This window comes from Marinobacter lacisalsi (genome assembly GCF_042651045.1).
In the GTDB taxonomy this organism is placed as follows: domain Bacteria; phylum Pseudomonadota; class Gammaproteobacteria; order Pseudomonadales; family Oleiphilaceae; genus Marinobacter; species Marinobacter lacisalsi.
Genome location: NZ_JBHSDI010000001.1, coordinates 270,839 through 295,445 on the forward strand (window position 1 = coordinate 270,839; position 24,607 = coordinate 295,445).

Sequence of the window (24,607 nt, forward strand, 5' to 3'; positions counted from 1 at the left end):
CGAATCGTCATCGTGATCGGGCAAGATCTTCCCACTGTTATCCCGGCAAGTCGATCCCGTGCCCCTTGAGCAGGGTGGCAAAATCTTCCGGTGATGCAGGCCGGCTGAAATAGAAGCCCTGGGATTCATCGCATGAGATGTCCCGCAGGTAGGTTTCCTGAGCCTGTGTCTCCACGCCTTCCGCCACCACCTGCAGGCTCAGGGTGCGGGCCATATTGATGATGGCCTGGGTTATCGCACGGTCCTGGTCGCTTTCAGGCAGATTACGGATAAACGAGCGGTCCACTTTCAGGGTGTCGATGGGAAAGCCCTTTATCTGCGCCAGCGATGAGTAGCCAACGCCAAAATCGTCCAGGGCGGTACGCACACCGATAGACTTGATCGCGGTCAGGATTTCGATGGTACGCGCGGGATTGAGCATGACCATGCTCTCGGTCAGCTCCAGTTCCAGCAGGGTCGGGTCCATTCCGGATTCGTTCAGGGCGGCATGGATGTCGTTGAGCAGGTCCGGATCCGAGAACTGGCGAGCCGACAGGTTGACCGCCATTTTTACCGGGGGAAGCCCCTGGCGCTGCCACTCGACGTTCTGTTTGCAGGCGGTTTTCAGCACCCAGCGCCCGATCGGCACAATGGCGCCGTTCTCTTCGCAAAGCGGGATAAACTGCTGGGGGGAAACGGGGCCCAGGCCCGGGTGCTCCCAGCGGAGCAGTGCTTCCACACCGGTGATGCGATTGGTCTTCAGATCCAGTTTGGCCTGATAGTGCAGGTGAAACTCTTCTTTTACCAGGGCAGTCCGTAATGCCGCCTCAAGCTCCAGACGTTCAATGGACTGGGACTGCATGCCGGTCTCGTAAATTTCAAAGGCATTCTTGCCGTTCTCCTTGGCCAGATACATGGCGGTATCGGCATTTTTCATCAGTGTCTGCTGATCTTCACCATGGGCCGGATAGAGGCTGATCCCGATACTCGCGGTGACACGGCACTCGTGGTCCAGAATGGTCATGGGTTCAAGGGCGACATCCAGCAGTTTGCGGGCAACGGTTACCGCATCATCGCGGCATTCCACATCCTGCAGCAGGATAACGAACTCGTCTCCGCCCATGCGCGCCAGTACATCGCTGGCACGCAGCACCGAGCGCAGCCGTTTGGTCATTTCCTTGAGCAAGACGTCCCCGGCGGCATGGCCGAGACTGTCATTGATCAGTTTGAACCGGTCCAGATCGATAAACATCACTGCCGGATTACGACCGTAGCGTTGCGCTGTGAGCAATGCCTGGTCCAGCAGCTCGCCATACAGCACACGGTTCGGCAAACCGGTCAGCGCGTCATGGGTGGCCATATAGCGTATGCGTTCTTCCGCACGCGCCCGGTCCTGTTCGTGCTCCAGGGTCTGCAGGGCGAAACTCAGGTTTTCGGTCATACGGGTCAGCAAACCGAGGGTCTCGTCATCGAAGGCACGGCGTTCCCCGGCGCACAGGAAGAGGACACCGACGGATTTGCCATCACGAAGAATCGGTATCGAGGCTGCCGACTTCAGGTTCGTTACTTTGGCGCTCTCATGCCATGGGGCCGTTCGGGGATCACTCTGGAAGTCGTTGCTGACGCAGGGCTCGCCGCTACGGTAGGCGGTGCCGTTCAGGCCATGGCCTTCCGGTACAGTGGAGTCGGTTGAAATACGGGTGTGACGCAGCGCTTCCTGGCCAATACCCGCGCTCGCAGAGACAAACAGGGCCCCGGTGGACTCATCCGTCAGCAGGATACTCGCCGATGCCATTTTCCCGGCATCAACCGCAGCGTCACAAACCTGCTGAAACAACTCGCCCGCATTTTTGACCTGCATGATGGCTTCATTGGTCGCACTGAGCGTCGCGTACATGCGCTTGGCACGCAGCTCGGCCTGTTCCGCCAGCACACGCCTCGTAATCTGACGTGAGACAGTCACGATCACCCATCGGCCGTCAATTCGCACACCCCGGTGATGGGGTTCCCACCAACCCTTGCGCGAGCCATCTTTCGTGGCGGCCAGAAAGGGAGGGGCGGTCTGGCCCTCCGGCCCCGCGGACATCGCCGCAGAGAAGATCTGAGCCACTTCCTCGCGAGTCAGCCCGGAAATCTCGTGGGGCTTGAGCTTCATCAACTCTTCACGGGGAAAGCCCATAACCGCGCAAGCCGTGTCGTTGATGTACTGCATCTGATGGGTTTCGAAGTCGGTGATCATGATGCAGTCCGGCGAGGCGTCCATGCTCGCCTGGAATCGCTGAACCGTATGGTAGCGTTGCTGCTCTTCGGTGACGTCCTGTCCAATGCCGCGATAACCGGTCCAGTTGCCATCGGAATCGTAACAGGGCATACCACTGACACTGACGAAAGTAATACGGCCATCCTGCCCTTCCCGGCGCAAAAGCAGGTTGCGGAAGGGCTCCCGACACTCAAGCATCGCGCGATGGGCGAGCCAGTCCATCCCGTCTTCCGCCGGCATCAACGCCAGCTCCCAGCGGCGATAGCCGAGCAGGGCATCGGGCTTCGCTTCCGCGTCGCCTTCCACTACTTGACCTGCCAGCCGAATCAGACGGTGCTCGGTATCCTGCTCCCAGACCCAGTCGCCCACGACGCCGGACATGCCAACCAGGGTTTCCCAATCCGGACCTGGATTGTCTCTGCCTTGATTCAGGTTGACTGAATTCGATGGGTTCATGAAACGGTTCTTTTCAAGAGGACATCGCGTTGTTTTTATTAGTTACTTAATCCGAGAATGCCAAATTGACCAAACGTTGTGTATCGGCACTTGGTGTCGATTTGTATCAATCATGTACCTGACAGGCACGGCGTGCAAAGTGTTGATAGCAGGGAGTCAGAGATTGAAATGCCCCACGCTGACTCATCGTGGGGCATTTCCGCATGCAGCTTACAGCTCCTCTTCCATGATCACCTGACCGGGATACTGGTCGGTAAACCGGTTAATGGCGTCGGTAGATTCCGCTGAGCACTTCAGCGTTTCTTCGAACACAGCGGTGGAAATATAGTTCACCATTTCCCAGCCTTGTTCCGGTTCCACATATCCCTCGCCACATCCGTCAGCCAGCAGATCGAGAATAGCGTCGGAGTATTCCAGTCCGTATTCCTGGCGCAGTTCCAGGCCGCGGCAGATGTCTACGAAGCCTACGTGGCCCATATTCTCGATACCAACCAGGCGTTTCTTGGCTGGCGAATCCTCATAGGCACCAGAGGTGATATCAAAAGTAGCCGTCTGATCTTCCAGCCCGCCGATCACCAGCGTGGATTCCAGCTCTGAGCCGGCTTCAGTACCGCCGGACGCCATGGGCATGATCACCCGGACGCCGGCATCCGAGCCCAGGTCACGAATCGCAAAACCGCCGGCGCTATGGCCGCTCAAACCAATCCTGGCCTCATCGACGTGCCCCCGCAGGAAACGGGAACCATCGAAATAGGACGGTGTGTACACTCTGCGCAGGAGGTCCCGGGTATCACCCTTCTGGTCGGCACTGATAATATTCAGGGCGCTTTCCAGTGCTTCCTTCTGATAGATGCCAGGGTTATCGGCGGACAATACGATAAAGCCGCGGCTGGCCCAGTGCTCGAAGAACGGCAGTGAATATATCCGGGTGGCAGCGGTGCCATGCACATAGATCAGCACCGGATAAGGACCGTTTGCTTCGTCGATGGGCAGGTCGGCAACACAGGTTTCGCAGGACTTGAACGCTACCTCGTCCGGTAGTTTTTCCGCCTGGTCGGCTGGCAGAAACTGCCGGATATCCCACTCTTTCGGCGGCAGGCCGGCGTCGCTGCCCGGCGCTGCGGGGTAGAACACTTCGGTCGTCAGACCGGAAATGGTCACCGTGCGGGAGCCCACGGCCCAGGGGCCACGTTCCGCCGGGTTTTCGCTCACCGGCAGCATGGTGCTGGCATCGCAGGCGTCCTGCACGACATCACCGCTACCGCTGCCACCACCACCGGCGGCGTAACTCACGGATGACGCCAGGCACAGGCCTGCAATCAGGCTGATGTGTTTAACAGAAGAAACGAAGGGTTTTAACGAATCCATATCAGTGCCTCGTTCTTGTAATGGGTTAAGGAAGTTCACAGCTGTCATGGACTCAACAACGAGTCCCGTCCCATGAAGACCCTTCGACGACATCCGGTTTCTGCCGAAGGGTCAGCGACGCGGTCCGCGTCTGCTTAAGGGATACTCAGAAACGCCAGCGGTCACGGATGGCCGCCCAGCGATCACGGAGGGTTGACCCCGGTTGTGTCACCGGCTCAGAAGTGCCGGAACAACTGCCGCTGTAGCAGTCGTAGGTGGTGCCGAAACCAACGGAACCGTTGCAGTGCAGCCATTCGCTCAGCGTGCCGCCGCCACATTCGCCGTCCCAGGCACCGGTGTTGTGTGACATGTCTTCCGCCTGACGGGTCTCATTGTTGACCTGCAGGTAGTCCACCTGCACGTCCCGGCCGTCAGCGTCGTTGACGAACTCGACCAGGATGTCACCCTCGGCATCAACGGAGTACGTGTAATCCCGGTAGCCCGTGCTCAATGTCCACTGGGCAACCGATTCGCCACTGACGATGAGTCGAATCTGCTCATCACCCTGGGTACCTCTGGCCCTGACCAGGATATCGCCGGATCCGGATGTGGGCGGCGGCGGTGTGTCTGTGTTCTGCTCAGTGTACTCACGCAACCAGGCCAACGCAGGCCGCTCGGTACCATCGGCGTACATCAGACCGGAGTTGTCCATCCAGGTGCGGCCGACCATGTAGCCCCACAGAGTGACCCCGGCGACGGCGGGATGCTCCCAGACCACCGGGAACTTCTGCCGGAACTCGTTAAGCTGCATCTGGTCACTGCCGTCGATATCCCATTCCGAGATGTAGATCGGCACACCGGCCTGCGCAAGGAAGTCAAGGTTCCCCTTGAGAGTTGCGGCGTCGTAGCCCACCAGATTGAAGGAATGCGACTGCAGGCCCATGCCATCGATCAGCCCGCGGTCGTTGAGAATTTCAACAATCTGACGGTACCGGGTCGCTTTGGCGCGGTCGTTGATGATGCCGTACTCGTTCAGCAACAGCTTCGAGTTCGGGCAATACTGACGGGCCAGCTCGAACGACCGGACGATCCAGTCCCAGCCGGTTGCGCCATCACCACCCAGACCCCAACGGGCATTGGAAGGCGCATGGATTGGCTCGTTAACCACATCGATCATTTCCATGTCCGGGTAACGGCGGCAGGTATCCCGGATCAGCTCTTCCACCTCTGCCGCGCGATCAGCGTTGGACAGGGAGCCGAGCCAGTTGGGTTCCTGGCTGCCCCAGACGAACGTATGGTGTTTAAAGGGCATATTGCCGGACTTGGCGAAATTGTAGGCCTCGTCCATTTTCGACCAGCTGTAACCATCCCGCCGGGGTTCAACCGATTCCCATTTGCCGGAATTCTCCGGCGTCACCTGGTTCCAGTAGCGTGTGAAATTGGCATTTCCCGCATCCACAATATTGCCGAGGAACTTGCGATTCGGGTCGGCGGGTTGCCCGGGCTGACCGTCGGATTCGCCAGCCACAAAACGGAACCAGTTCAGGTTGTGGTAACCGATTGACCGCAGGTAGACATCATGTACACCCGTCACCTGGTTGAAGTTCACCGTCTGGGTTTCCCACGTCTGCCAGCCACCGGTAGACGTTGTCTGCAGGGTGGCGACAGGGGGGTTATTGATGTCGTCCAGAATGACCTGGATACCGGACTGAACCTCACCGGCAACCCTCGCCTGGAACCCGGAAGCGCCGTTGCCAAAGTCCACGTTGGAGACCTTGACCCAGCTTTGCCCGGGCATCATCAGGTTCTGGGTGCCTTCGCTGGCGGGTTCAATATTGATGTTGCTCTGTTCTGAAAAACGTTCCGCCTGGTTTACCGCAAAGGCATCGACCGTACTGATGGCGGAAACACCACCGGGCCCGGCGTCGACCTGGGGAATCAGACCATTGCTGTTATAGGTCAGACGGTCAACGTTGATTGAACGCATATAGGTGGTACCACCCTGGGCATTGGACAGCGCCCGGTTGTGGTAGAACAGGTACCAGTCGTTGTCGAATTCGACAATGGACTGATGGTTATTGTTGTTATTGTTCTCCCACGGGTTCGGCAGAATGGTGCCCCGGTGCGTAAAGCCGGACACCGGGCTGTTGCTGGTCATGTAGTCAATACGGATGCCGTTCTGGGAATTCGTGGAATACGACAGGTAGTAGGTTCCGTTACGCTTGTGCATATGCAGTGCTTCGAAGAAGTACGGCACATCCAGCGTAATGGCGGAACCCCGGGTGCTGATCATGTCGTCGTTCAGGCGGATGACACGGGCGTTACCCGGCCCGCCGCCACCGAAGTACAGGTAGGCCTGGCCGTCATCGTCAATGAACACGCCCGGATCAAATACCCACTCCACATTGGCGTTGGGTATGCTGCGATGTACCAGAGGCCCACCGATGGGGTCCCGGTAAGGCCCTTCAGGCCGGTCTGCAACGGCAACCCCGATCGTTGACCCACCATCGGGGAAGTACAGGTAATACTTGCCGTTACGTTCGATGATGTCAGGCGCGTAGGCCAGGTTGGCCCAGGAGCTGTCCTCACGGGAGTTCCAGATGATCCCGTGATCCTGCCAGTTCTCCATATCGTCAGACGAGAACAGGCGGTAATCAACCAGCTGGCTGTAATCGGTCTGCCCGGGCTGGTCATGGGTTGTCACTACATACACACGCCCATTCATGACCCTGGCTGCAGGGTCAGCGGTATACGCGTGGGTAACAATCGGGTTGCTGGCAACGGCAGGGCCGGCGGTTACCAGGCAGGTACTGACCAGCACAAGCGCTTTGAATAATGACGCCGGATTCAGCGTCGCTCGGTTTAACATGACGGGCCTTCCTTGTTCTGACTTTCCGTTTCGGAAAGGGTGGCTTAAGCTCCCCTTCAATTCGCACTCCGGCGACTGCTTAATTCCACAGGACGTCGATGGAGGGTGATGCCCCGTATGCTGACGTTTTCATGGTCTCGAACAACTGTAGCCATGGAGTACATATCGTTCTTTTTGCACGAATCGGCTGTCGGCTGTGTGATCGAACACAACGGGTTCGCTAACCCAGTCACGGAATGATGATTCACTGCCGGTTTAAGAATTCTTAATGTTGAGGTTTTGCGAAACAGGGCAGAGTGTCGGCGACTGGCGAGTGCGCTCGCAAAAGTCGGAGGTTCAGCCGGGTAAAGTGGGCAAACCTCTGATAGATTTCAGACAGGACAACCAGAGTGGCCCGGGTGGTTATCCTACCCTTACCAATCATCCCCAGCTTAGAGGTGGAGTGTATTCATGCAGCCAAAAGACATCGTGGCGCAGTTTATCGCTGATATTCATGCCCAGCGCTTTGATGAAGCAAAGTCATTGCTGGATGCAGAGGGTTTTGAGTATGTCGGTCCAAACATGCGTTTCCTTAACCGGGATGACATGCTGTCTTACCAGTTCGGTATGGCTGCCATCCAGAAAGACCTGATCGTCCGTCAGCTCAGTGCCGATGGTGAGCATGTGTTTGCCATTCTGGATTACCGGACCAACTTTGAACCGATTGGCGATGTGCGACTTGCCGTCTGGTTTCGCGTTCATGACGACAAAATACGGAAGGTGGAGGCCTTCTATAACGCCGCCGTGGTCGAGAACATGCTCGGTGGTCATCTGCCGTCAGCCGGCTGACACGTCACTTAACCATCAGGGGGCAGGTAATGCCAAGGGTCATTCCGAGAGGACGCATGGTTGTTCCAGGTCGAGATCCTGATCTTGTTCTCAGGGACGTCGGTGGCCTGGCCACTGGCCTCCAGCATTGAAGACCGGCATGCACTCAAATCGCATTCACCAACATCCGCCCCGCCACCAGCAGCAATAACCCGCCAAAGCACCGCTTCAGCGTCGGCGCAGGAATCTTGTGGCTCAGGGCCACGCCCACCGGCGCCAGCAGTACCGTAAACACCGCAATCAGCGCCACCGCCGGCAGGTAGACGTAGCCCAGGGACCAGTTCGCCGGGGACTGGCCCCAGCCGGAGATTACATAGCCCAGTGTGCCGACCACCGCCAGCGGGAAGCCCAGGGTGCTGGAGGTGGCCACGGCCCGCTGCATGGGGACATTGAAGAACACCATCAGCGGTACCATGACGTTGCCGCCTCCGATGCCGGCGAGGCCGGACAGTACGCCGCTGAACAGCCCCAGCCCGGTAGTGCCGGCCTTGCCAGGCATGGTGCGGGCCGGGTCCGGCACCCAGCGGCTGAGCATGATCAGCGAGATCACCAGCAGGAACACCGCGATACCGATCTCCAGTACCACCGCCGGCAGGCGCGCGGCGATAAACCCGCTTAGAAAGCTGCCCATGACCACGGTGGGAGCCCACAGACGGAAGATGGCCCAGTCCACCGCCTGACGTTTGATCTGGGCCCGGGCGGCGGAAACCGAGGTAAAGATGATGGTGCACAGGGAGGTGGCCACCGCCGTAATGATGATGAACTCCGACGGAAAGTCCTGGGCTGTGAGTATAAGCACCAGGGCGGGCACGATTACGACGCCGCCGCCTATCCCCAGCATGCCAGCCAGTATGCCGGAGATGATACCCAGGGCGGAGCAGGCAATGATCATGTCCATGGTGTTTCCTTCTTTGCGTGTCTTATATTGAAAGTAAGTGTTTACTTACCTAGAGCGCTGCCTTCGCCCCGAGGGTCGTGCATGGCTTCTCGGCGGCCGTCGGGCTGGATCGAAATGGCTCCGGCCAGGCCGGTAAAGGGACTGAGTTCCGGGATCCATTCAATATCGTGTCCCCGCCGGGTCAGGGCGTCACCCACGGCCGGCTTGATGGTCTGCTCAAGCTTCAGGCTCTCGCTACTGCCGAAGAAACTGCGCCCCTGCAGGAACCGGGGCGCCCGCAGGGCCTGGTCGATGGGCTGCTGATAGTCCACCAGTTGCGTGGCCAGCACCATCTGGGTCTGGGGCTGGCCGTCGCCACCCTGGGTGCCGAAGTAGAACTGGCGGCCATCATCCGCCAGGTAGGCCGAGGGATTCAGGGTATGGGCCGGGCGCTTGCCCGGCGCCCAGCCGTTGGCATGGGCGAAATCCGGATGGAAGCCGGCGGCGCGGTTGAGCCACAGGATGCCAGTGTCACCCACCATGCAGCCGGAGCCGAAGTCGTGGAACAGGCTCTGCATCAGGCAGGCGGTGCGGCCCTGACCGTCAGTTGCGGCCAGCCAGACGGTATCGGCTGGCCGGCCCTGCTCCTGCCAGGGCACCGCAATCTCCGCGTCGATAGAGGCATAGTTGGCGGCTGCCCGCCCATGACTGAGCAGGCGCCGGGTATCCAGGGTGCCGCCGGCGGGATCACAAAGCTGTCGGTTGCGCTGTTTGAGCTGGGCCTTGATGGCTTCCACCAGGTAATGAAAATAGTCAGGCCCGCCATTCTGCAGGGCCCCCACATCCACAAAGCTGAGGGCATGCAAGGCGCTCAGGGTATACAGGCCCTGGGTCGGCGGCGGGAAGTTGTAGAGGATGCCATTGCGGTAACGGATGCTCAGGGGCTCGCTGTGCCACGCCCTGGTCGAGACCAGATCGTCCCGGGTCAGGCCATTGCCCAGCTTTGCAAACCCTTCCGCCAGAGCAGTGGCCAGTTCACCTTCATAGAAATCAGCCATCCCCGCCCGGGCGAGATGCTCCAGGGTTCTGGCCAGTTCCGGGCGTGTTACCCGGGCGCCCTCCGCTAGCAGCTCTCCGTCCGTGTCACAGCAAAGGACGGTGAGATCCGGCAGGTCGCGGATCAGGTCCTCACGCTGTTGCTGCCAGAATGATTGATTGGCGGATACGCCATAGCCATCCCGCGCGAAGGCTATGGCCTGCTCCAGCAGGTCGGGCCAGGTCAGGGTGGAGCCCCAGCGGTGGGTGCTCCAGTCATGGGCCATGCCCCACCCCCGCAACGCGCCAGCGGTAGTGGCGGCCGATGCAGGCCCCCGCATGTCGACAGTACCGGCAACGGGCAGGCGCCGGCCCGCCTGCCCCAGGCCCAGCAGCGTGTCGACCCGGGCACCGTCGCTGAGCAGCCACAGGGCATCGCCGCCCAGGCCGGTCATATGGGGGTAGACCACAGACAGCACAGCGCCGGCCGCCATTGCGGCATCAATCGCGGTACCGCCAGCATCAAGGATGTCCATGCCGGCTTCCGTGGCGCGGGCGTCCGGCGTGCAGATGACACCGGCGTTGGACTGAGCTTTCATGCGGTCGTCTCTCCCGGGCGTTCTGATGCGGGCTGGTGTTCGGCTACAAACTCCGCCGACATGGCGCTGACGGTCTGCACGTGCAGGCGCATCAGGCGGGCAACACCGTCGGCATCGCCGGCCAGGATGGCGCGGACGATGGCATCATGCTCCTCCCAGGATTTGCTGACCCGATTGGTCATCCGGAACTGGGCCCGGCGAAAGGGCGCCAGGCGGGTTCGGGTGGCTTCCGCCAACTGCTGTAACTGGCTGGACTGGGCGCTTTCAAAAATCAGGGCGTGGAAATCGTGGTTATAACGGGCATAGTCGTCAGCGCTGCCGTCACGCACCAGGTGTACAGATTCCTGGTGCAATTGAAGCAGGGCGTCCCGCTGCTGACTGTTCATTCGCAGGGCCGCCAGCCTGGCCAGGGCGGCTTCCAGTTCCGCCATGGCCTCGTACAGGTCGTTTAGCGCTTCAGGCGACAGGGTGGCGACGATCACGCCCCGGTTAGGGCGGTGGGTGACCAGGCCCATCGCCGCCAGATGGCCAAAGGTTTCCCGTATGGGCGTGCGGGACACGCCGAATCGCTCCGCCATGGCCTGGGCGTCCAGTTTGGTGCCCGGGGTCAGGCTACCGCTGACGATATCGTCCGCCAGGGTCTGGACAATACTGTCCACCACGGTGCCCTTGCCGGCACGCTCCGGTTGTGGCGGCAGCCGGCTCATACCTGGCTTCCCTCAAGGGCCGGTTCGGTTTCCGGCGGATGGGGGATGGCCGCCAGCAGGGTGCGGGTGTAGTCGGTGGCCGGGGCATCCAGCAGCTGTCCGGCATCGCCTTCCTCCACCACAACGCCGTTCTGCATCACCATGATGCGGTCACACAGCAGCCGCACCACGTTGAGGTCATGGCTGATAAACAGGTAGCTCATGCCCAGGCGGTGCTTCAGGTCTTCCAGCAGGTTTAGCACCACCGCCTGCACCGACACATCCAGCGCCGCCGTGGGTTCATCCAGGATCAGCAATCTGGGCTCCAGGGCAATAGCCCTGGCGATACCGACCCGGGCCTTCTGGCCGCCGGAGAGCTGATGGGGGAAGCGGTCCAGCAGGTGCACCGGTAAGCCCACCAGACCAGCCAGTTCGATCACCCGTTGCTCCCGGTCTTTACGCCCCAGCTTCGGTGTCAGCCGTTGGATTGGATCGCCAATGGACTGGGCCGCGCTCCACCGTGGGTTGAGGCTGTCGGTGGGGTCCTGGAACACCATCTGCAGCTTGCCTCGCAGCGGGTGAGAAGCAAATTTGGACGCCGGCACCGGCGCGATATCCTCGCCCAGGAACTCGATCTTGCCGCCACTGGTATCCAGCAATCGCATGATCATGGAGGAGGTGGTGGACTTGCCGCAGCCGCTCTCACCCACCAGCCCCAGGCTTTCGCCCTCACGGATTTCGAAGGACAGGTCCTGTACCGCCAGGTGGCTGCCCTCGGCTCCGGGTTTGCCGAACTGCTTGCGCAGGTTGCGGACGGTCAGTATCGGTTCTCCCAGGGTCCGGGTTTCCGGAAGCTGGATGGCCTGAGCGCGGGCTTCCGGTGTCAGCAGGTCCCGGACCCGGGAGTCCCGGTGGGGCGTGGCCTGTAGCAGGAGTTGTGTGTAACGTTCACGGGGACGATGGAACAGTTCGGCGGAGCCGCTGGCCTCGACAATCCGGCCCTTCTCCATGACCACCAGCCGGTCGCAGTAGGCGGCTGCCAGGCCCAGGTCGTGGGTAATCAGCACGGTGGACATGTCGTATTCGCGAGTGAGCTCGACAATCAGGTCCATCACCGCCTTCTGGGTGGTCACGTCCAGACCGGTGGTGGGCTCATCGGCAATCAGCAGGCGGGGCCGGCAGGCCAGGGCGATGGCGATGACAACCCGCTGGCACATGCCACCGGACAGTTCGAAGGGGTAGGCGTTATAACGCTGTTCCGGATCGCGGATCTTCACCGCTTTCAGCATCTCGATGGCTTTCTCCCGAGCGTTGCCCCGGGTGGCCTGGTTGTGCTCCATCAGCACATCGGCCACCTGCTGGCCGATCCGGCGAATGGGGTTCAGGGCGGCGCGGGGGTTCTGGAAGATCATCGAGATCTCGCGCCCGCGGATGTCGCGCATGTCTTTTTCCCGGGCCTTGTGCAGGGGCATGCCACCGTAGGTGATCCTGCCGCCGGCGATATGGCCAGCCCGGTCGAGGATGCGCATCACCGCGTAGGAGGTCACCGACTTGCCGGAGCCGGATTCGCCCACGATGCCCAGGGTCTCGCCCTTGCCCACGCTCAGGGAGATATCGTCGATCGCCCGGACGGTGCCTTTGCGGGTCACAAAGTCCACGCTCAGGCGCTGGATATCCAGCAGGGGTACACCAGAGTTTTCACTCATCGCGGGATCCTCAGGTGCGGCGCTGGGGATCGACCAGATCCCGCAGGCCGTCACCGATCAGGTTGAAGGTGAACACCGCCAGCATCAGCGCCATCCCCGGGAAGATCACCAGCCACCACTCGCCGGAGATAATGAAATTGGCGCCCTCGGCGACCATGATGCCCCACTCCGGCGCCGGCGGTTGCACTCCGAGACCGATAAACGACAGGCCGGCGGCGTTGAGGATGGCCCAGCCCATGTTGAGGGAAATCTGTACCATCATCGGCGGCAGGGTGTTGGGGAAGATGTGACCGAACAGCACCCGCAACTCGGAATTGCCGGACAGCCGCGCCGCCTGCACGAAGCCGGCGTTGCGGCGGATGCTGACTTCAGCGCGCGCCATGCGGGCGTAGAAGGGCAGGTTGATGATGGCGGTGGCATAGACAATGTTTTCCACCGTATTGCCCGCAGCGGCCACGATGCCCATGGCCAGCACAAACAGCGGGAAGGCCATGATGGTGTCGACAAAGCGGCCGGTGATGCGATCGGTCCAGCCACCGAAATAGCCGGCGAAGCAGCCCATGATGGAACCCAGCACGAAGGAGATGGCCACCGCCGAGACCGAGATCAGCAAGTCCAGCCGGGTTGCCACCACCACCCGGGAAAAGACATCACGGCCCAGCTGGTCGGTACCGAACCAGTGGGCCGCGCTGGGCGCCTGGAGTGCCGGGCCAACACCGGTGTTCAGTGGATCGTAGGGCACCAGGTAGGGCCCGAACACCGCCATACCGATAAACAGGGCGAACAGGCCGAACGCCAGCCCGGTCACCGGGTTTTCCGATGCCACGTGGCGCAGGTGCTGCCAGTAGCTGGTGCGGGGCGGGCCCTGTAATTTGGGCGTGGCGGGTGTGCTCATACTGGTCATGGTCAGCCTTCCTCGCCCACGCGGGGGTCAATCAGGGTATAGATCACGTCAATCAGCAGGTTCAGGGCCACGAACAGCAGTGCCATGGACAGCACAAAGCCCTGGACCGCCGCATAGTCCGACACCACCAGCGCCTCCACGGCAAACGAGCCGATGCCCGGCCAGGCGAAGACCTTCTCCACCAGCACATTGGCACCGAGTACAAAGGAGAACACCATGCCCAGGGTGGTCACCACCGGCAGCAGGGCGTTGCGGAAGGCATAGGTCACCAGCACCCGGCGGCCACTGAGCCCGGCGGCCCGGGCGGTACGCACGAAGTCACTGCCCAGGGTCTGCAGCATCGCCGCGCGGGTCATCCGGGCGATGGGCGCCAGGGTGAACAGGGCCAGGGTGATCAGTGGCAGGGCCAGCTGGGCCAGGGCCGCCCCCAGCACCTCCCATTCGCCGGCGATGATGGCGTCGATGGTGAGGAAGCCGGTCACCGGCTCCGGCGGCAGGTACATCATGTCGAGCCGGCCCATGGGTGCCGGCGCCCAGCCCAGCAGGTAATAGAACACGTACATCAGCGCCAGGCCGGTAAAGAAGGTTGGCAGGGAGACCCCGGCCGTCACCAGGAACCGACAGATGTGGTCGACCCAGGTATTGGGGCGAGTCGCCGCCAGCACGCCCAGCGGCACGGCAATCAGGAATGACAGCAACAAGGCCCCCAGGGTCAGTTCCAACGATGCCGGTAGCCGGTTCGCCAGCTCCGACATCACCGGTTGGCCGGTAGAGACCGCCATGCCCAGGTCGCCCTGAACCAGGTCCCCGACGTAGGTGACAAACTGCATCGGCAGGGGCTTGTCGAGGCCCAGGGTTTTACGGACTTCCTCGATGGACTCCGCGTCTGCCATGGGCCCGGCGAAGTAGGCCGCCGGATCCCCGGGCAGGGCCCGGGTCAGCAGGAAGCACACTACCAGGATACCGAACACCGTTGGCACTGCCTGCAGCAGGCGAAGCGCCACCTTGCGCAGCTTATCCACCATGGGGGGCACGTTGCTCGCTCCTTATGCCGGTTTGAGGGCGCGGATGTCCATCTGGCGATGGAACCAGTACTCGTAGCCTTCCACACTGTCGTTGAAGGCCACATTCAGGGTCGGCTGCCACAAAGGAATCCGGGGGATCTCGTCAAAGGCCAGCTCGATCATGCGCGTCACATTGGGGGCGTAGTCGGGGTGGTCCATGGCCATGTCCAGGGTGTCGTCCACCAGCTGGGCCATTTCCGGGTTGTCATAGTTGTAGGAGTTGAACAGGTTGCCCCTGATGTAGGCCCAGAAGAAGTAATAGTCCGGGGTGTTCAGCCAGCCACCGAAGTTCTCCAGGTGCAGGGGCAGCTTCTTGTCCACCAGCGCCACGGTGCGCCAGTTGGCCCCCGGAATCTTCTCGATGGTGGCCCTGATGCCGATATCCGCCAGCCCCTGCTGGATCAGCAGCGCCGCAGGCTCCGCCCAGTCGGCATGGGACAGGTTGAAGGAAAGCGGTACGTCGAAACCGTCCTCATAGCCGGCCTCGGCCATCAGTGCTTTGGCTTTTTCAATGTTCAGGTCGTAGGGCGATTTCTGGGGCCAGGCGATCTTGTCCACGGTGTTGGTTCCGCCCCACATGGGAACGCCCTGTTCATAGGCGGCCTGCTCGAAGACCTTCTGGTAGGGGATGGACCATGCCACCGCCTGACGCACCCGTTTGTCCTTGAAGGGTTCGAAGTCCAGGTTGGTGCACAGGGAATAGATGCAGTTCTCGATAGGTGTGCTGACCACTTTGACCCCCGGCTTGCTGGCCAGCTCCTTGGCGTCCTTGTTGGGGATGTTGTGGGAGGCGCTGACGCTGCCCCGCTCGATCAGCGCGCGGCGGGTGGACTGGGCGGGCACCTCACGAACGATAACCCGCTGGTAGCCCGGCACATCACCACCGACCCACTGGTCATTGCGCTCATAGACCAGCTGCTGGCCGGCATCCCAGCGGGCCACCTTGTAGGCCCCGGAACCTGCCGGATTGCGGTGCAGGTACTCGGTGGCCCAGGGGTCCGCCTCGGTGGCATTGGCCTTCGCCACTTCCGAGTTGATGATGATGGGGATGGGCGTGGCCAGGTCCGGCAGCGCGAGCTTGGACGGGAACGGCAGGGTAATGCGGAAGGTACGGTCGTCCACCGCCTCGAACTGGTCCGGGGATTCCAGCCGCCCGGCTTTCATCTGCACGGTGGGGAAGCCCCCCAGGGACACCGCCCGATCCAGTGACCACTTGACGTCGTGGGCCGTCACCGGCTTGCCGTCCCAGAAGGTGGCGCCTTCACGGATGGTGAAGGTCATCACCGTGCCGTCGTCGCTGATCTCCCAGGACTCCGCCAGCTCGGGGGCCACGTTGTCGTAGTCGTAGCTGAGGGAGCCATCCGGCATTTGCTTGGTGCCGAAAGACACCAGCCGGTCATAGCAGTTGATGGCAACCTGGTAGCTGTCCCGGTTGGTTCCGCTGCGGTGAATATCCAGACTGTTGATGGTACCGCCAATGACCACCACGGCGGTTTCCTGGCTGGCGGCCGAGGCCGGCAACACCTTGAACAGTGGCAGGATGCTAGCGCCAACGGAAAGCGAGGTGGCGCCCTTGAGAAAATCGCGACGATTCATTTTGCATGCTCCTGGGTGATAAATCCTGTCCAAGTGCATGCAATCGGTAAGCCAAGGACGATTCAGACGTTGTGGATTCGATAATAATATGTTTTAAATCATATATATAAGAAACCAAGAAATGCCGCTGCCCCGTTATCCTTGCGCCTGCATAGACCGGTCTGTAGCCCATGCATGCACTATCACGAAGCAGGCGTGCCCCACAGTCAGGCCACCTCTTAACGGGGGTTTGCGCTCGGGCGCCAGGGATAAGATAATGGGGATCGGATAGATTGCTAGCTATTGGGCGACTCCCCATTCGCTAATCTTTTTCTACAAACCAATCCTGCCAACCAGCGAACAGACGACCCATGGGAACACCCCTGCGCACCAATAAGCAGAAGGAAGTCGAACGGATTATCGAATCCCTGTCCCGGGCCATCGCCCAGCACCTGCTGCCCCCCGGCACCCGGCTGGTGGAAGCCCAGATCGTCGACTCCCTCAATGCCAACCGCAACCACGTTCAGACCGCCCTGCAGCGGATGGCCCTGCAGAAGATCGTCACCACTGAACCCAACCGGGGCGCCCATGTGTCCCAGCCCACCGCCCAGGAGGCCCGGGAGATCTTTGTGGCCCGTCGCGCCATCGAGGGGGCGGTGGTGAAATCCATCACTCCCGGGCAGATGCGCAAGTTCTCCCGCCAGGTGGACGCCCATATGAAGGCGGAAGCAAAGGCAACCCACAACAGCGACCGCCGGGCCATTGTCGGGGAGCTGAGCGCCTTTCACCGGTTGTTGGGAAAGATAAGCGGAAACAGCGTGCTGGCGGATATCCTGGACAACCTGATGGTGCGCAGTTCGCTGATCGTGGCGCTGTACCAGCGCAACGACGAACCCACCTGTCAGCACGATGAACACTGCAGGATTCTGGAGGCGCTCAAGGACGGCGAGGTCGACCAGGCGGTAACGCTGATGGAGTACCATCTTGATCACCTGGAAGCGGAACTGGCCCTGGATGAGGACCAGGACCGGGAGATTGACCTGCGAAGCGTATTGGCCAGCGTCTGACCCCGCTTACGAGTCGGGCGGGTTCAGGGCCGCAACAGGCTAGCCGGTGTCCGCTTGAAGGTCTGCCGGCCGGCCTTGAACGCCATCAATGGCTGGCTCAGTTCGCCAATCACGTCCGCCTTGCTGCCAGCATCCACCACCAGGAAATCCCCATGGCAACCCGGCTTCAGGCCATAATCCGGCAGCCGGATCATCCTCGCGGCCTCCTCCGACACCCATGCCAGGCACCGGGCCAGCTCCGCTGGTGTACCCAGATGGCAGATGTTGGCCAGCAGGTTGGCCTGCCGGATCAGCGAAGCATCCCCGAACGGGGTGAACGGATTGCCCACGTTGTTGGTGGACAGGGAACAGGTGACACCGCAGTCATGCAGCCGCGGCAGCGGCGCCACCCCCCGGGGGACGTTGTGGGTCGCGTCGCGCCCGGTCAGGAACAGGTCGGTGGAGGGCAGCGCGGTAACCTGAACGCCGGCTTCCGCCAGGGCCAGGGCGGTCTCCCGGAAGGCCGCGGGCGGTAGTGCCGACAGCTTGGTTACGTGGCCGATGGTCACCCGGTGCTGCCAGCCACTGTCACGGGTACAAAGGATCACTTCCGGAATCGTCATTCCCTCCGGGTTGAGGTCGAAGTCCAGGTGCAGATCCAGATCGCAGTTGTAATGCCTGGCCAGCTCGAACAGCCGGCGGATCTGCCCCTTGGGGTCGGTGTCCATGTAGGGGCAGCCCCCCAATACCGTGGCACCGCTCTCCAGCGCCTCGCACAACAGCGCCTCGGTGCCGGGGTTGTTGAGCAGACCCTCCTGGGGAAACACGCAGAGCTCCAGGCCGATGGCCCAGGCGTAGTCCTGTTGCAGTCGCCGGATCGCCCGGAAGCCGGTCAGGCCGATGCCCGGATCCAGCTCCACATGGGTACGCATGTGGGTGGTGCCCTGGGTGATGGCCTGCTCCAGGATCCTTGCCCCCCGCTGATAGACATCGGCCTCGGTAAACCCGGCCTTCGCCTTGCTGGTGCTGGCCACCGCTTCCTCAAGAGTGCCTTCGCTGAGCCGGCAGCGGTCCATGATGCAGGCCTTGTCCAGGTGGATATGGGTTTCAATCAGCCCCGGCAGCACCAGGTGGCCACCCAGGTCCATGGTGTCGGGGGTAGTGCCCGGACTGAATTCGCTGACGAAACGGCCATCCTCCACTCTCAGTTCCGCAGGCTGTTGCGGGCGCTCAGGCAGGCGCAGGTTGGTAAAGTGCATTGCTGTCATGCCACGTTCTCTCCCAGGTAGGCGGCTTCCAGGTCAGGGTCGTTACGCAGGTCTTCGGCGCTGCCCGAATGGACCACCCGGCCGGTCTCCAGCACATAGGCCCGGTCGGCCACCTGCAGCGCCAGATTTGCCATCTGGTCCACCAGCAACAGGGTCACACCCTCATCCCGCAATGCCGCCAGGGCGTCGTAGAGTTCCGCCACCATGGCCGGTGCCAGCCCCAGCGAGGGCTCGTCAAGCAGCAGGATGGCAGGTTTTGCCATCAGCCCGCGGCCGATGGCCACCATCTGCTGCTCACCCCCGGACAGCAGGCCGGCGGGGCTGTCGATACGGTCCCTCAGGCGCGGGAACCTTGCCAGCACCTGTTCCACCTCCTGGTCCAGGTTGCTCCTATCGGTCCGGGTATAGGCCCCCATCAGCAGGTTGTCCCGCACGCTCAGCTCCGGGAATACCTGGCGGCCCTCGGGCACCAAGGCCAGGCCCCTGCCGGCGATGCGGCTGGCATCGAGGGTTTCGATGCTTTCGTTGTTGAGCACAACAGAGCCGCCTGACGCCGGATGGAGGCCGGCAATGGCCTGGAGGATGCTAGACTTGCCAGCACCGTTGGCGCCGAGGATGGCGATCAGCTCGCCGGGGTTGACCACCAGGCTGACCCCATTCACCACCGGCGCTGCGCCATAATCGATCACCAGGTCCTTTACGAACAGGGTGGCATCACGGCTGCCGTCCCAGGGCTGCGGCCTTGGCGGCGCCTGGTAGTCGGTACTGCCCAGGTAGGCCCGCACCACATCCGGATTGGCGCGGACTTCCTCCGGTTCACCCCAGGCAATGGGACGACCGGAATCCAGCACCAGGATCCGGTCGGACACGGACATCACCATGGTCATGTCGTGCTCCACCAGGATCACGGCAATGCCGTAACCGGCGATAGTCCGCAACAGTTCAGTGACCCGATCGGTGTCGGCCCGGCTCAGGCCCGCGGCTGGTTCATCCAGCAGCAACACCGCCGGCGCCAGCGCCAGGGCACGGGCAATTTCCACCAGGCGACGGTCCACATGGGGCAGGGCTTCCGCCGGGGTGGTCACCGAGCCCCGGTAGCCCACCAGCGCCAGCAGGTCCATGGCCAGGGCGACCTGCTGTTTCCGGGGTTTGCGCCAGCAATCCCCCAGGTGGCCCCGCTGCATGGCGGCCAGCAGGTTCTCCATCACCGTCAGGCCTGTGAACAGCTGGGTGGTCTGGTAGGTGCGGGCAATACCGGCCCGGGCAATCTTCCAGGCCGGCAGTCCCGCCAGTTCCGTGGTGAGGGAAATGCGACCAGTGTCCGGGGCATAGAATCCGCTGATCATATTCAGCACCGTGGTCTTGCCGGCGCCGTTAGGTCCGATAATGCTGGTGACCGTACCCGGCGTCGCGGTGAAGCTGATCTCATCCGCCGCCTGCACGCCGCCAAAGCGGATGCCGATCGAATCCACTGCCAGCCCTGTGTCGGAGTCCTCCCGGGTCAGAAAGGACGCCAGTCTCTCGTGATCCGGCGCCGTTTGTGGAAAGACCTTGACCGGCCGCGCGAACCTGGCCTGCAGCACCCCGAGCACACCGGTGGGAGCGATCCACAACACCGCCAGCAACACCCCCGAGAACAGCAACAGGCGCATCTCCGCCATACCCGAGAGCAGTTCCGGCACCAGTACGATCAGCACTGCCCCCAGCAGGGGTCCGAATACCGTGCCAGCACCGCCGACGATCACCGCCAGAACAAACAGGATGGACTGGGTAAACGGAAATGAATCGGGATTGATGAACATCATCAGTGGCGACAGCAGTGACCCCGCCACCCCGGCAAACAGCGCCGACAGGGCAAAGGCCAGGGTCTTGGTCTGTACCGGATTGAAGCCCAGGGACCGGGCGGCGATCTCGGTGGCCTTCACAGAGCGGATCGCCCGCCCCCAGCCGCTGCCCACCAGGCGATGGAAAAACACCATTGAGATGATCATCAGCGCGCCGGCCATCAGGGCCAGGCCGGTATCCCCCGGCAGCGGTCCGGTCCCGGGCATCGGCACCCCGGCAAGACCATTGGAGCCCCCGGTCACGGAGCGCCATTCGATCAGGCCATGGTGGATGATAAACCCGAAGGCGATGGTCACCATGGCAAGGTAGGGGCCGCTGACCCGGACCGCCGGTATGGCCAGCAGTGCGCCAACGACAGCGGTCGACAGGGCAGCCGCCACCATGGCCAGTGGCAGGGGCACGCCGGCCATGGTCATGATCGCTGACACGTAGGCGCCGATGGCATAGAACGCCACATGGCCAAAGGAGATCTGACCACTGAGCCCGATCAGGATATTGAGCCCGCTACACACCGTGGTGGTCAGCGCGATGAGGGTCAGTACCAGTAACCCGTACCCACCCAGGGTGAACGAGAGCACCGCCACGGTTACCGCCAGCACGCCAAGGAGCCCGGGCTCCAGCCATCGCATGGTCCGGGGCATTTTCAGAGACATCATACTTTCACCAGAGTTCTGGAACCGAACAGACCGTTGGGCCGGATGGCCAGGGCAACGATCACCAGACTGAAGGTCACGATCTGGGCGACAGTGGAGCCCAGGTAGACAATGATCAGGGCTTCCGTCAGACCGAACAGCAGACCGGCCATAACCACGCCGTTGGCGCTGGCGATGCCCCCGAGGATCGCGACGGCAAACGCCTTGAGGCCAAACAGGGTACCCATCTCCGAATGCACGCTGACCAGGGGGGCGATCAACAGCCCGGCGATACCGGCAAACACCGTGGACACGGCAAACGAGACGGCCACCACCCGGTTGACATGGATACCCATCATCCTTGCTGCTGAAGGGTTCTGTACCGTGGCCCCCAACACCTTGCCCAGGCGGGTGTAACGCCGTACCAGGATCAGCGCCACCACGATCACCGCCACCACCGCCGGGATGATCAGCTGCATCAGGTCGACGCCGGTGCGCAGGATTTCCAGGCGCTGGTCCACCGGCTCCAGCAGGAAGCGGCGCGGCTCCTTGCCGAAGGTGAACATCACCAGGTTGTCCACCAGTAGCCCGCCAGCCACCGTGGCCATCAGCCAGGCTTCCGAGCCCCGGCTGTGGAAAGGCCGCACAAGAAAACGCTCAATGGCGAGGCCGTAGACGGCACAGAGCGCCAGAGTCAGGAAGGCAGCCACCAGCCAGGGCAGGCCCCAGGTGATACAGAAGGTGTAGCCCAGCACGGACCCGACCATCATGGCGCTGCCCTGGGCAAAGTTGACGGTGCGCGAGACGATAAAGGTGATGTGAAAGCCCAGGGCGAGCAGGGCATACATGCTGCCCATGCCCAGCCCACTGATGATGCTTGCGGTAATCATGTCAGGTTCTCCCGCCGGCCGGGTCGGCCCCGGCCGGCCATTGCCCTGTCGGGGGGTTAAAAGTCCAGCGGCACAATCCGGCCATCGACGAAGTGGGTGAAGACGTAGTCGTCCGGGCCCACGGCATCGTGCTTATCGGGAGAGAAGGGCGACTGATAGGTTTTGATCAGACCCTCGTGGCGGTCAATGCCGTAGTAGCCCTGGCGAATGGCCGGACCTTCGGTACTGCCCGCCTTCTCGATGGCCAGGGCCGTCAGATGCATGGCGTCATAAGCGTTGGCGATGCCGACCGCCGGGGTGACGTCAGCCAGGGTCTGGATCTCAGGGTAGCGAGCCTTGAGCTTGGCCATGACGTCGGCGCCCTTGCCCTGCTGATCCTCAACAAAAGTGAAAGTCTGGATGAAGTGCACCTTGTCCGCGTTCTCGCCCGCCAGTTCACTGAAACGACCACCGGCCGGGCCCCAGTGGGAGATGACCGGTACGTCCCAGTCCATACGGTCGAGAGACTTCACTACCTGGGCGGAAGGTGCCACGTTCGCCACCATCAGCAGCGCATCGGCGCCCGAGTCTTTCAGGCGGCTGAGCTGAGGCACCACGTCGGTATCACCGCCCTCAAAGCGCTCAATACCCGCCCATTCCATGTCCCGGGATTCCAGCGCCTTGCGGAAGCCTTTTTCATTGGACTCGCCCCAGGGGTTGTTGATCAGGATCATCCCCGGGTTCTTCATGTCGTACTGGTCGATGCCGTACTGCACCAGCGCTTCGTCCACCAGTTCGTCCACGGCGGATACGCGGAAGACATAGTTCTCCTCAGCACCGTTATGGGTGATCGGCGTGCCCGCTGCCCAGACACCCATGAAGGGAAACTCCATCCGGTTGGCCAGCGGCACAATGGCCAGGGACACCGGTGTATCGAGGCCACCGAACAGCACCGCGACATCCTCTTTCTGCACCAGCTCCCGGGCCGCAAGCAGCCCCTTGTTGGGATTGCTCTCATCATCCCGGCGCAGTAGCTCTACCTGGCGGCCCAGGATGCCGCCACTGGCATTGATCTCGTCAATGGCAATCGTGAGCCCGCGAGTAATGGCCTCACCGGATTTGGCGGATTGCCCGGACAGCGCGGCCACCAGCCCGACTTTCAGGGTCTCCTGGGCCTGGGCCAATCCGGTCAGGGAAACCAGACCGGCAGCGGCCAGGGGCAGGAACCATTGTTTGATGTGTTGTCTTATGCCCATTCTCTTTCTCCAGTTTGCTAGCGTTTGTATGAATGTTGCTAGCAACATGAGTGCCAGTAAAATATGGACTATTGAGTGTATTCAGGAGTTTTTAGGCACGAAATACGCCCATTCTGTCTATTTGTGCACCGTTAAGGCGCACATCGACCGCAAAAACTTTTTATAACCGGAGCTAAGAGCATGTCAGTAAAAGATGAAGCCGTGACGATTGTTAGCAATTTTCTGGAGGCGTCAATGACACCGGATCCTGAACTTGCCGCCACTTTCATGGCACCGGACGTGAAAATCACATTTACCGGTGGCAGGGAGATGGCAGATCCGCAGGCCATTACAGCATTCAACAAAGGCCGCTATGCCTGGGTAAAGAAGGCGCTCGGGACGTTCGACTGGACAGAACACGAAGACCACACGGTGGTCTACTCCAACGGCACGCTTTATGGCGAGTGGCCGGATGGCCGCCCCTTTTCAGGGAACCGCTACCTCGACCGGTTCGAGGTTCGCAACGGCAGGATTGTCCGTATGGACGTCTGGAACGATAGTGCCGAATGGATACTGAGTCCCGAGCTGAACCGGCAGGCCTGACACCATCACCGGAGCATGGGAGGACCGGGGGCTTCCGTGACCGGTGCCCCGGTTTCATCCCCGGGGCACCAATTTCGGCCTGACGCCGTGTTATCATCGAAGCCAATTCGAACACGCCACAGGGTCCGCTCAATGACCGATCAGAGATCTGCTATCCCCGACCACAAACCCCGCCCCTGGGTCGATCTGCTGGTCAGTATCATCATACCTTCAGTGATACTGATGAAGCTCAGCGGCGACGAGTATCTGGGCAACACCTGGGCCCTGCTGATCGGCCTGGCGTTTCCCCTGGGCTGGGGCCTGTTCGAGCTGATCCGCTATCGTAAGAAGAACTTTATCGCGGTGCTGGGTGTTATCAGCGTGGGGCTCACAGGTGGCATAGGCCTGATGGAGATCGACGCCCGCTGGCTGGCGGTCAAAGAGGCGGCCGTGCCGCTGGTGATAGGTCTGGCGGTGCTGATCTCCACCCGCACGAAGTACCCGCTGGTGCGTACGCTACTGTACAACCCCACGGTGCTGGATGTGGACAAGATCCAGCAATCGCTGAGGGAGCGGAACTGTGAAGAAGAGTTCGATGATCGCCTGATGAAGGCCAGCTACTTCTTTGCCGGCACTTTCCTGTTCTCCGCGATCATGAACTACATTCTGGCCCGTTGGCTTGTCACCAGCCCATCAGGCACCCAGGCGTTCAACGAGGAGCTTGGTCGCATGACCCTGGTGAGCTACCCGATGATTGCCATTCCGTCCATGGTGATGATGATCGCCATCTTCTTCTATCTTTGGCGAACCATCCGCCGGCTTACCGGGCATACCCTGGACGAGGTGCTGGCACCCCACCTGAACGAGAAGGCAGAGCAGAAGAAGTAGCCCCCGCCCTGCAAAGCC

General features: G+C 61.6%; 18 protein-coding genes. 4 read left to right on the top strand and 14 right to left on the bottom strand.

Annotated features, from left to right (window positions below; all coding sequences use genetic code 11):
* Positions 1-37: 37 nt before the first annotated feature.
* The 3 genes from ACFOZ5_RS01305 to ACFOZ5_RS01315 form a co-directional block, all read right to left on the bottom strand.
* A complete protein-coding gene (locus ACFOZ5_RS01305) occupies positions 38-2,620 on the bottom strand; it encodes a sensor domain-containing protein (RefSeq protein ID WP_379884898.1) in 2,583 nt (860 codons plus the stop codon).
* A 285-nt stretch (positions 2,621-2,905) separates the two neighbouring features.
* Positions 2,906-4,063 carry a hypothetical protein gene (locus ACFOZ5_RS01310; protein ID WP_379884900.1) on the bottom strand — a complete coding sequence of 386 codons (1,158 nt, stop codon included), beginning with the start codon at positions 4,061-4,063 and terminating at the stop codon, positions 2,906-2,908.
* A 145-nt stretch (positions 4,064-4,208) separates the two neighbouring features.
* Positions 4,209-6,911, bottom strand: coding sequence for an endo-1,4-beta-xylanase (locus ACFOZ5_RS01315; RefSeq protein ID WP_379884901.1), 2,703 nt, complete (start codon positions 6,909-6,911; stop codon positions 4,209-4,211).
* Positions 6,912-7,361: 450 nt separating this feature from the next.
* Between ACFOZ5_RS01315 and ACFOZ5_RS01320 the strand changes: the two genes are divergently transcribed.
* Positions 7,362-7,739, top strand: coding sequence for a nuclear transport factor 2 family protein (locus ACFOZ5_RS01320; RefSeq protein ID WP_379884902.1), 378 nt, complete (start codon positions 7,362-7,364; stop codon positions 7,737-7,739).
* Positions 7,740-7,884: 145 nt separating this feature from the next.
* Here ACFOZ5_RS01320 and ACFOZ5_RS01325 read toward each other — a convergent pair whose 3' ends face one another.
* The 7 genes from ACFOZ5_RS01325 to ACFOZ5_RS01355 are packed head-to-tail and all read right to left on the bottom strand — an operon-like array spanning position 7,885 to position 16,245.
* Positions 7,885-8,676 carry a sulfite exporter TauE/SafE family protein gene (locus ACFOZ5_RS01325; RefSeq protein WP_379884904.1) on the bottom strand — a complete coding sequence of 264 codons (792 nt, stop codon included), beginning with the start codon at positions 8,674-8,676 and terminating at the stop codon, positions 7,885-7,887.
* A 41-nt stretch (positions 8,677-8,717) separates the two neighbouring features.
* Positions 8,718-10,289, bottom strand: coding sequence for a gamma-glutamyltransferase family protein (locus tag ACFOZ5_RS01330; RefSeq protein ID WP_379884906.1), 1,572 nt, complete (start codon positions 10,287-10,289; stop codon positions 8,718-8,720).
* On the bottom strand, positions 10,286-10,996 hold the full coding sequence (locus ACFOZ5_RS01335; RefSeq protein WP_379884907.1) for a GntR family transcriptional regulator: 711 nt from the start codon (positions 10,994-10,996) through the stop codon (positions 10,286-10,288). The genes ACFOZ5_RS01330 and ACFOZ5_RS01335 overlap by 4 nt, the downstream gene beginning before the upstream one ends.
* The gene (locus ACFOZ5_RS01340) at positions 10,993-12,681 is read right to left on the bottom strand and encodes a dipeptide ABC transporter ATP-binding protein (protein WP_379884909.1); all 1,689 of its coding nucleotides are present in this window, start codon (positions 12,679-12,681) and stop codon (positions 10,993-10,995) included. Before ACFOZ5_RS01340 ends, ACFOZ5_RS01335 begins: the two co-directional genes overlap by 4 nt.
* A 10-nt stretch (positions 12,682-12,691) precedes the next feature.
* A complete protein-coding gene (locus ACFOZ5_RS01345; protein WP_379884910.1) occupies positions 12,692-13,585 on the bottom strand; it encodes an ABC transporter permease in 894 nt (297 codons plus the stop codon).
* A 2-nt stretch (positions 13,586-13,587) separates the two neighbouring features.
* On the bottom strand, positions 13,588-14,610 hold the full coding sequence (locus ACFOZ5_RS01350; RefSeq protein ID WP_379885417.1) for an ABC transporter permease: 1,023 nt from the start codon (positions 14,608-14,610) through the stop codon (positions 13,588-13,590).
* 21 nt (positions 14,611-14,631) lie between these two features.
* Complete coding sequence (locus ACFOZ5_RS01355; RefSeq protein ID WP_379884912.1) at positions 14,632-16,245, bottom strand: ABC transporter substrate-binding protein; 1,614 nt, start codon at positions 16,243-16,245, stop codon at positions 14,632-14,634.
* Positions 16,246-16,595: 350 nt separating this feature from the next.
* Between ACFOZ5_RS01355 and ACFOZ5_RS01360 the strand changes: the two genes are divergently transcribed.
* Complete coding sequence (locus ACFOZ5_RS01360; protein WP_379884913.1) at positions 16,596-17,291, top strand: GntR family transcriptional regulator; 696 nt, start codon at positions 16,596-16,598, stop codon at positions 17,289-17,291.
* Between the two features lie 23 nt (positions 17,292-17,314).
* Here the strand turns inward: ACFOZ5_RS01360 and ACFOZ5_RS01365 are convergent, their stop codons facing one another.
* Genes ACFOZ5_RS01365 through ACFOZ5_RS01380 form a run of 4 tightly spaced genes read right to left on the bottom strand, consistent with a single transcriptional unit; the run spans position 17,315 to position 23,140 of the window.
* Positions 17,315-18,538: an amidohydrolase family protein gene (locus ACFOZ5_RS01365; RefSeq protein ID WP_379884914.1), complete on the bottom strand. Its 1,224-nt coding sequence runs from the start codon at positions 18,536-18,538 to the stop codon at positions 17,315-17,317.
* Positions 18,535-21,039, bottom strand: a complete 2,505-nt coding sequence (locus ACFOZ5_RS01370; RefSeq protein WP_379884915.1) for a branched-chain amino acid ABC transporter ATP-binding protein/permease — start codon at positions 21,037-21,039, stop codon at positions 18,535-18,537. Before ACFOZ5_RS01370 ends, ACFOZ5_RS01365 begins: the two co-directional genes overlap by 4 nt.
* Positions 21,036-21,905, bottom strand: coding sequence for a branched-chain amino acid ABC transporter permease (locus tag ACFOZ5_RS01375; RefSeq protein WP_379884917.1), 870 nt, complete (start codon positions 21,903-21,905; stop codon positions 21,036-21,038). Before ACFOZ5_RS01375 ends, ACFOZ5_RS01370 begins: the two co-directional genes overlap by 4 nt.
* A gap of 56 nt (positions 21,906-21,961) precedes the next feature.
* Positions 21,962-23,140 (bottom strand): ABC transporter substrate-binding protein, encoded by a 1,179-nt coding sequence (locus ACFOZ5_RS01380; protein ID WP_379884918.1) that lies wholly within the window; start codon positions 23,138-23,140, stop codon positions 21,962-21,964.
* 180 nt (positions 23,141-23,320) lie between these two features.
* Between ACFOZ5_RS01380 and ACFOZ5_RS01385 the strand changes: the two genes are divergently transcribed.
* Complete coding sequence (locus ACFOZ5_RS01385) at positions 23,321-23,722, top strand: nuclear transport factor 2 family protein (protein ID WP_379884920.1); 402 nt, start codon at positions 23,321-23,323, stop codon at positions 23,720-23,722.
* Between the two features lie 132 nt (positions 23,723-23,854).
* Positions 23,855-24,589 carry a VC0807 family protein gene (locus tag ACFOZ5_RS01390; RefSeq protein ID WP_379884921.1) on the top strand — a complete coding sequence of 245 codons (735 nt, stop codon included), beginning with the start codon at positions 23,855-23,857 and terminating at the stop codon, positions 24,587-24,589.
* Positions 24,590-24,607: the final 18 nt, after the last annotated feature.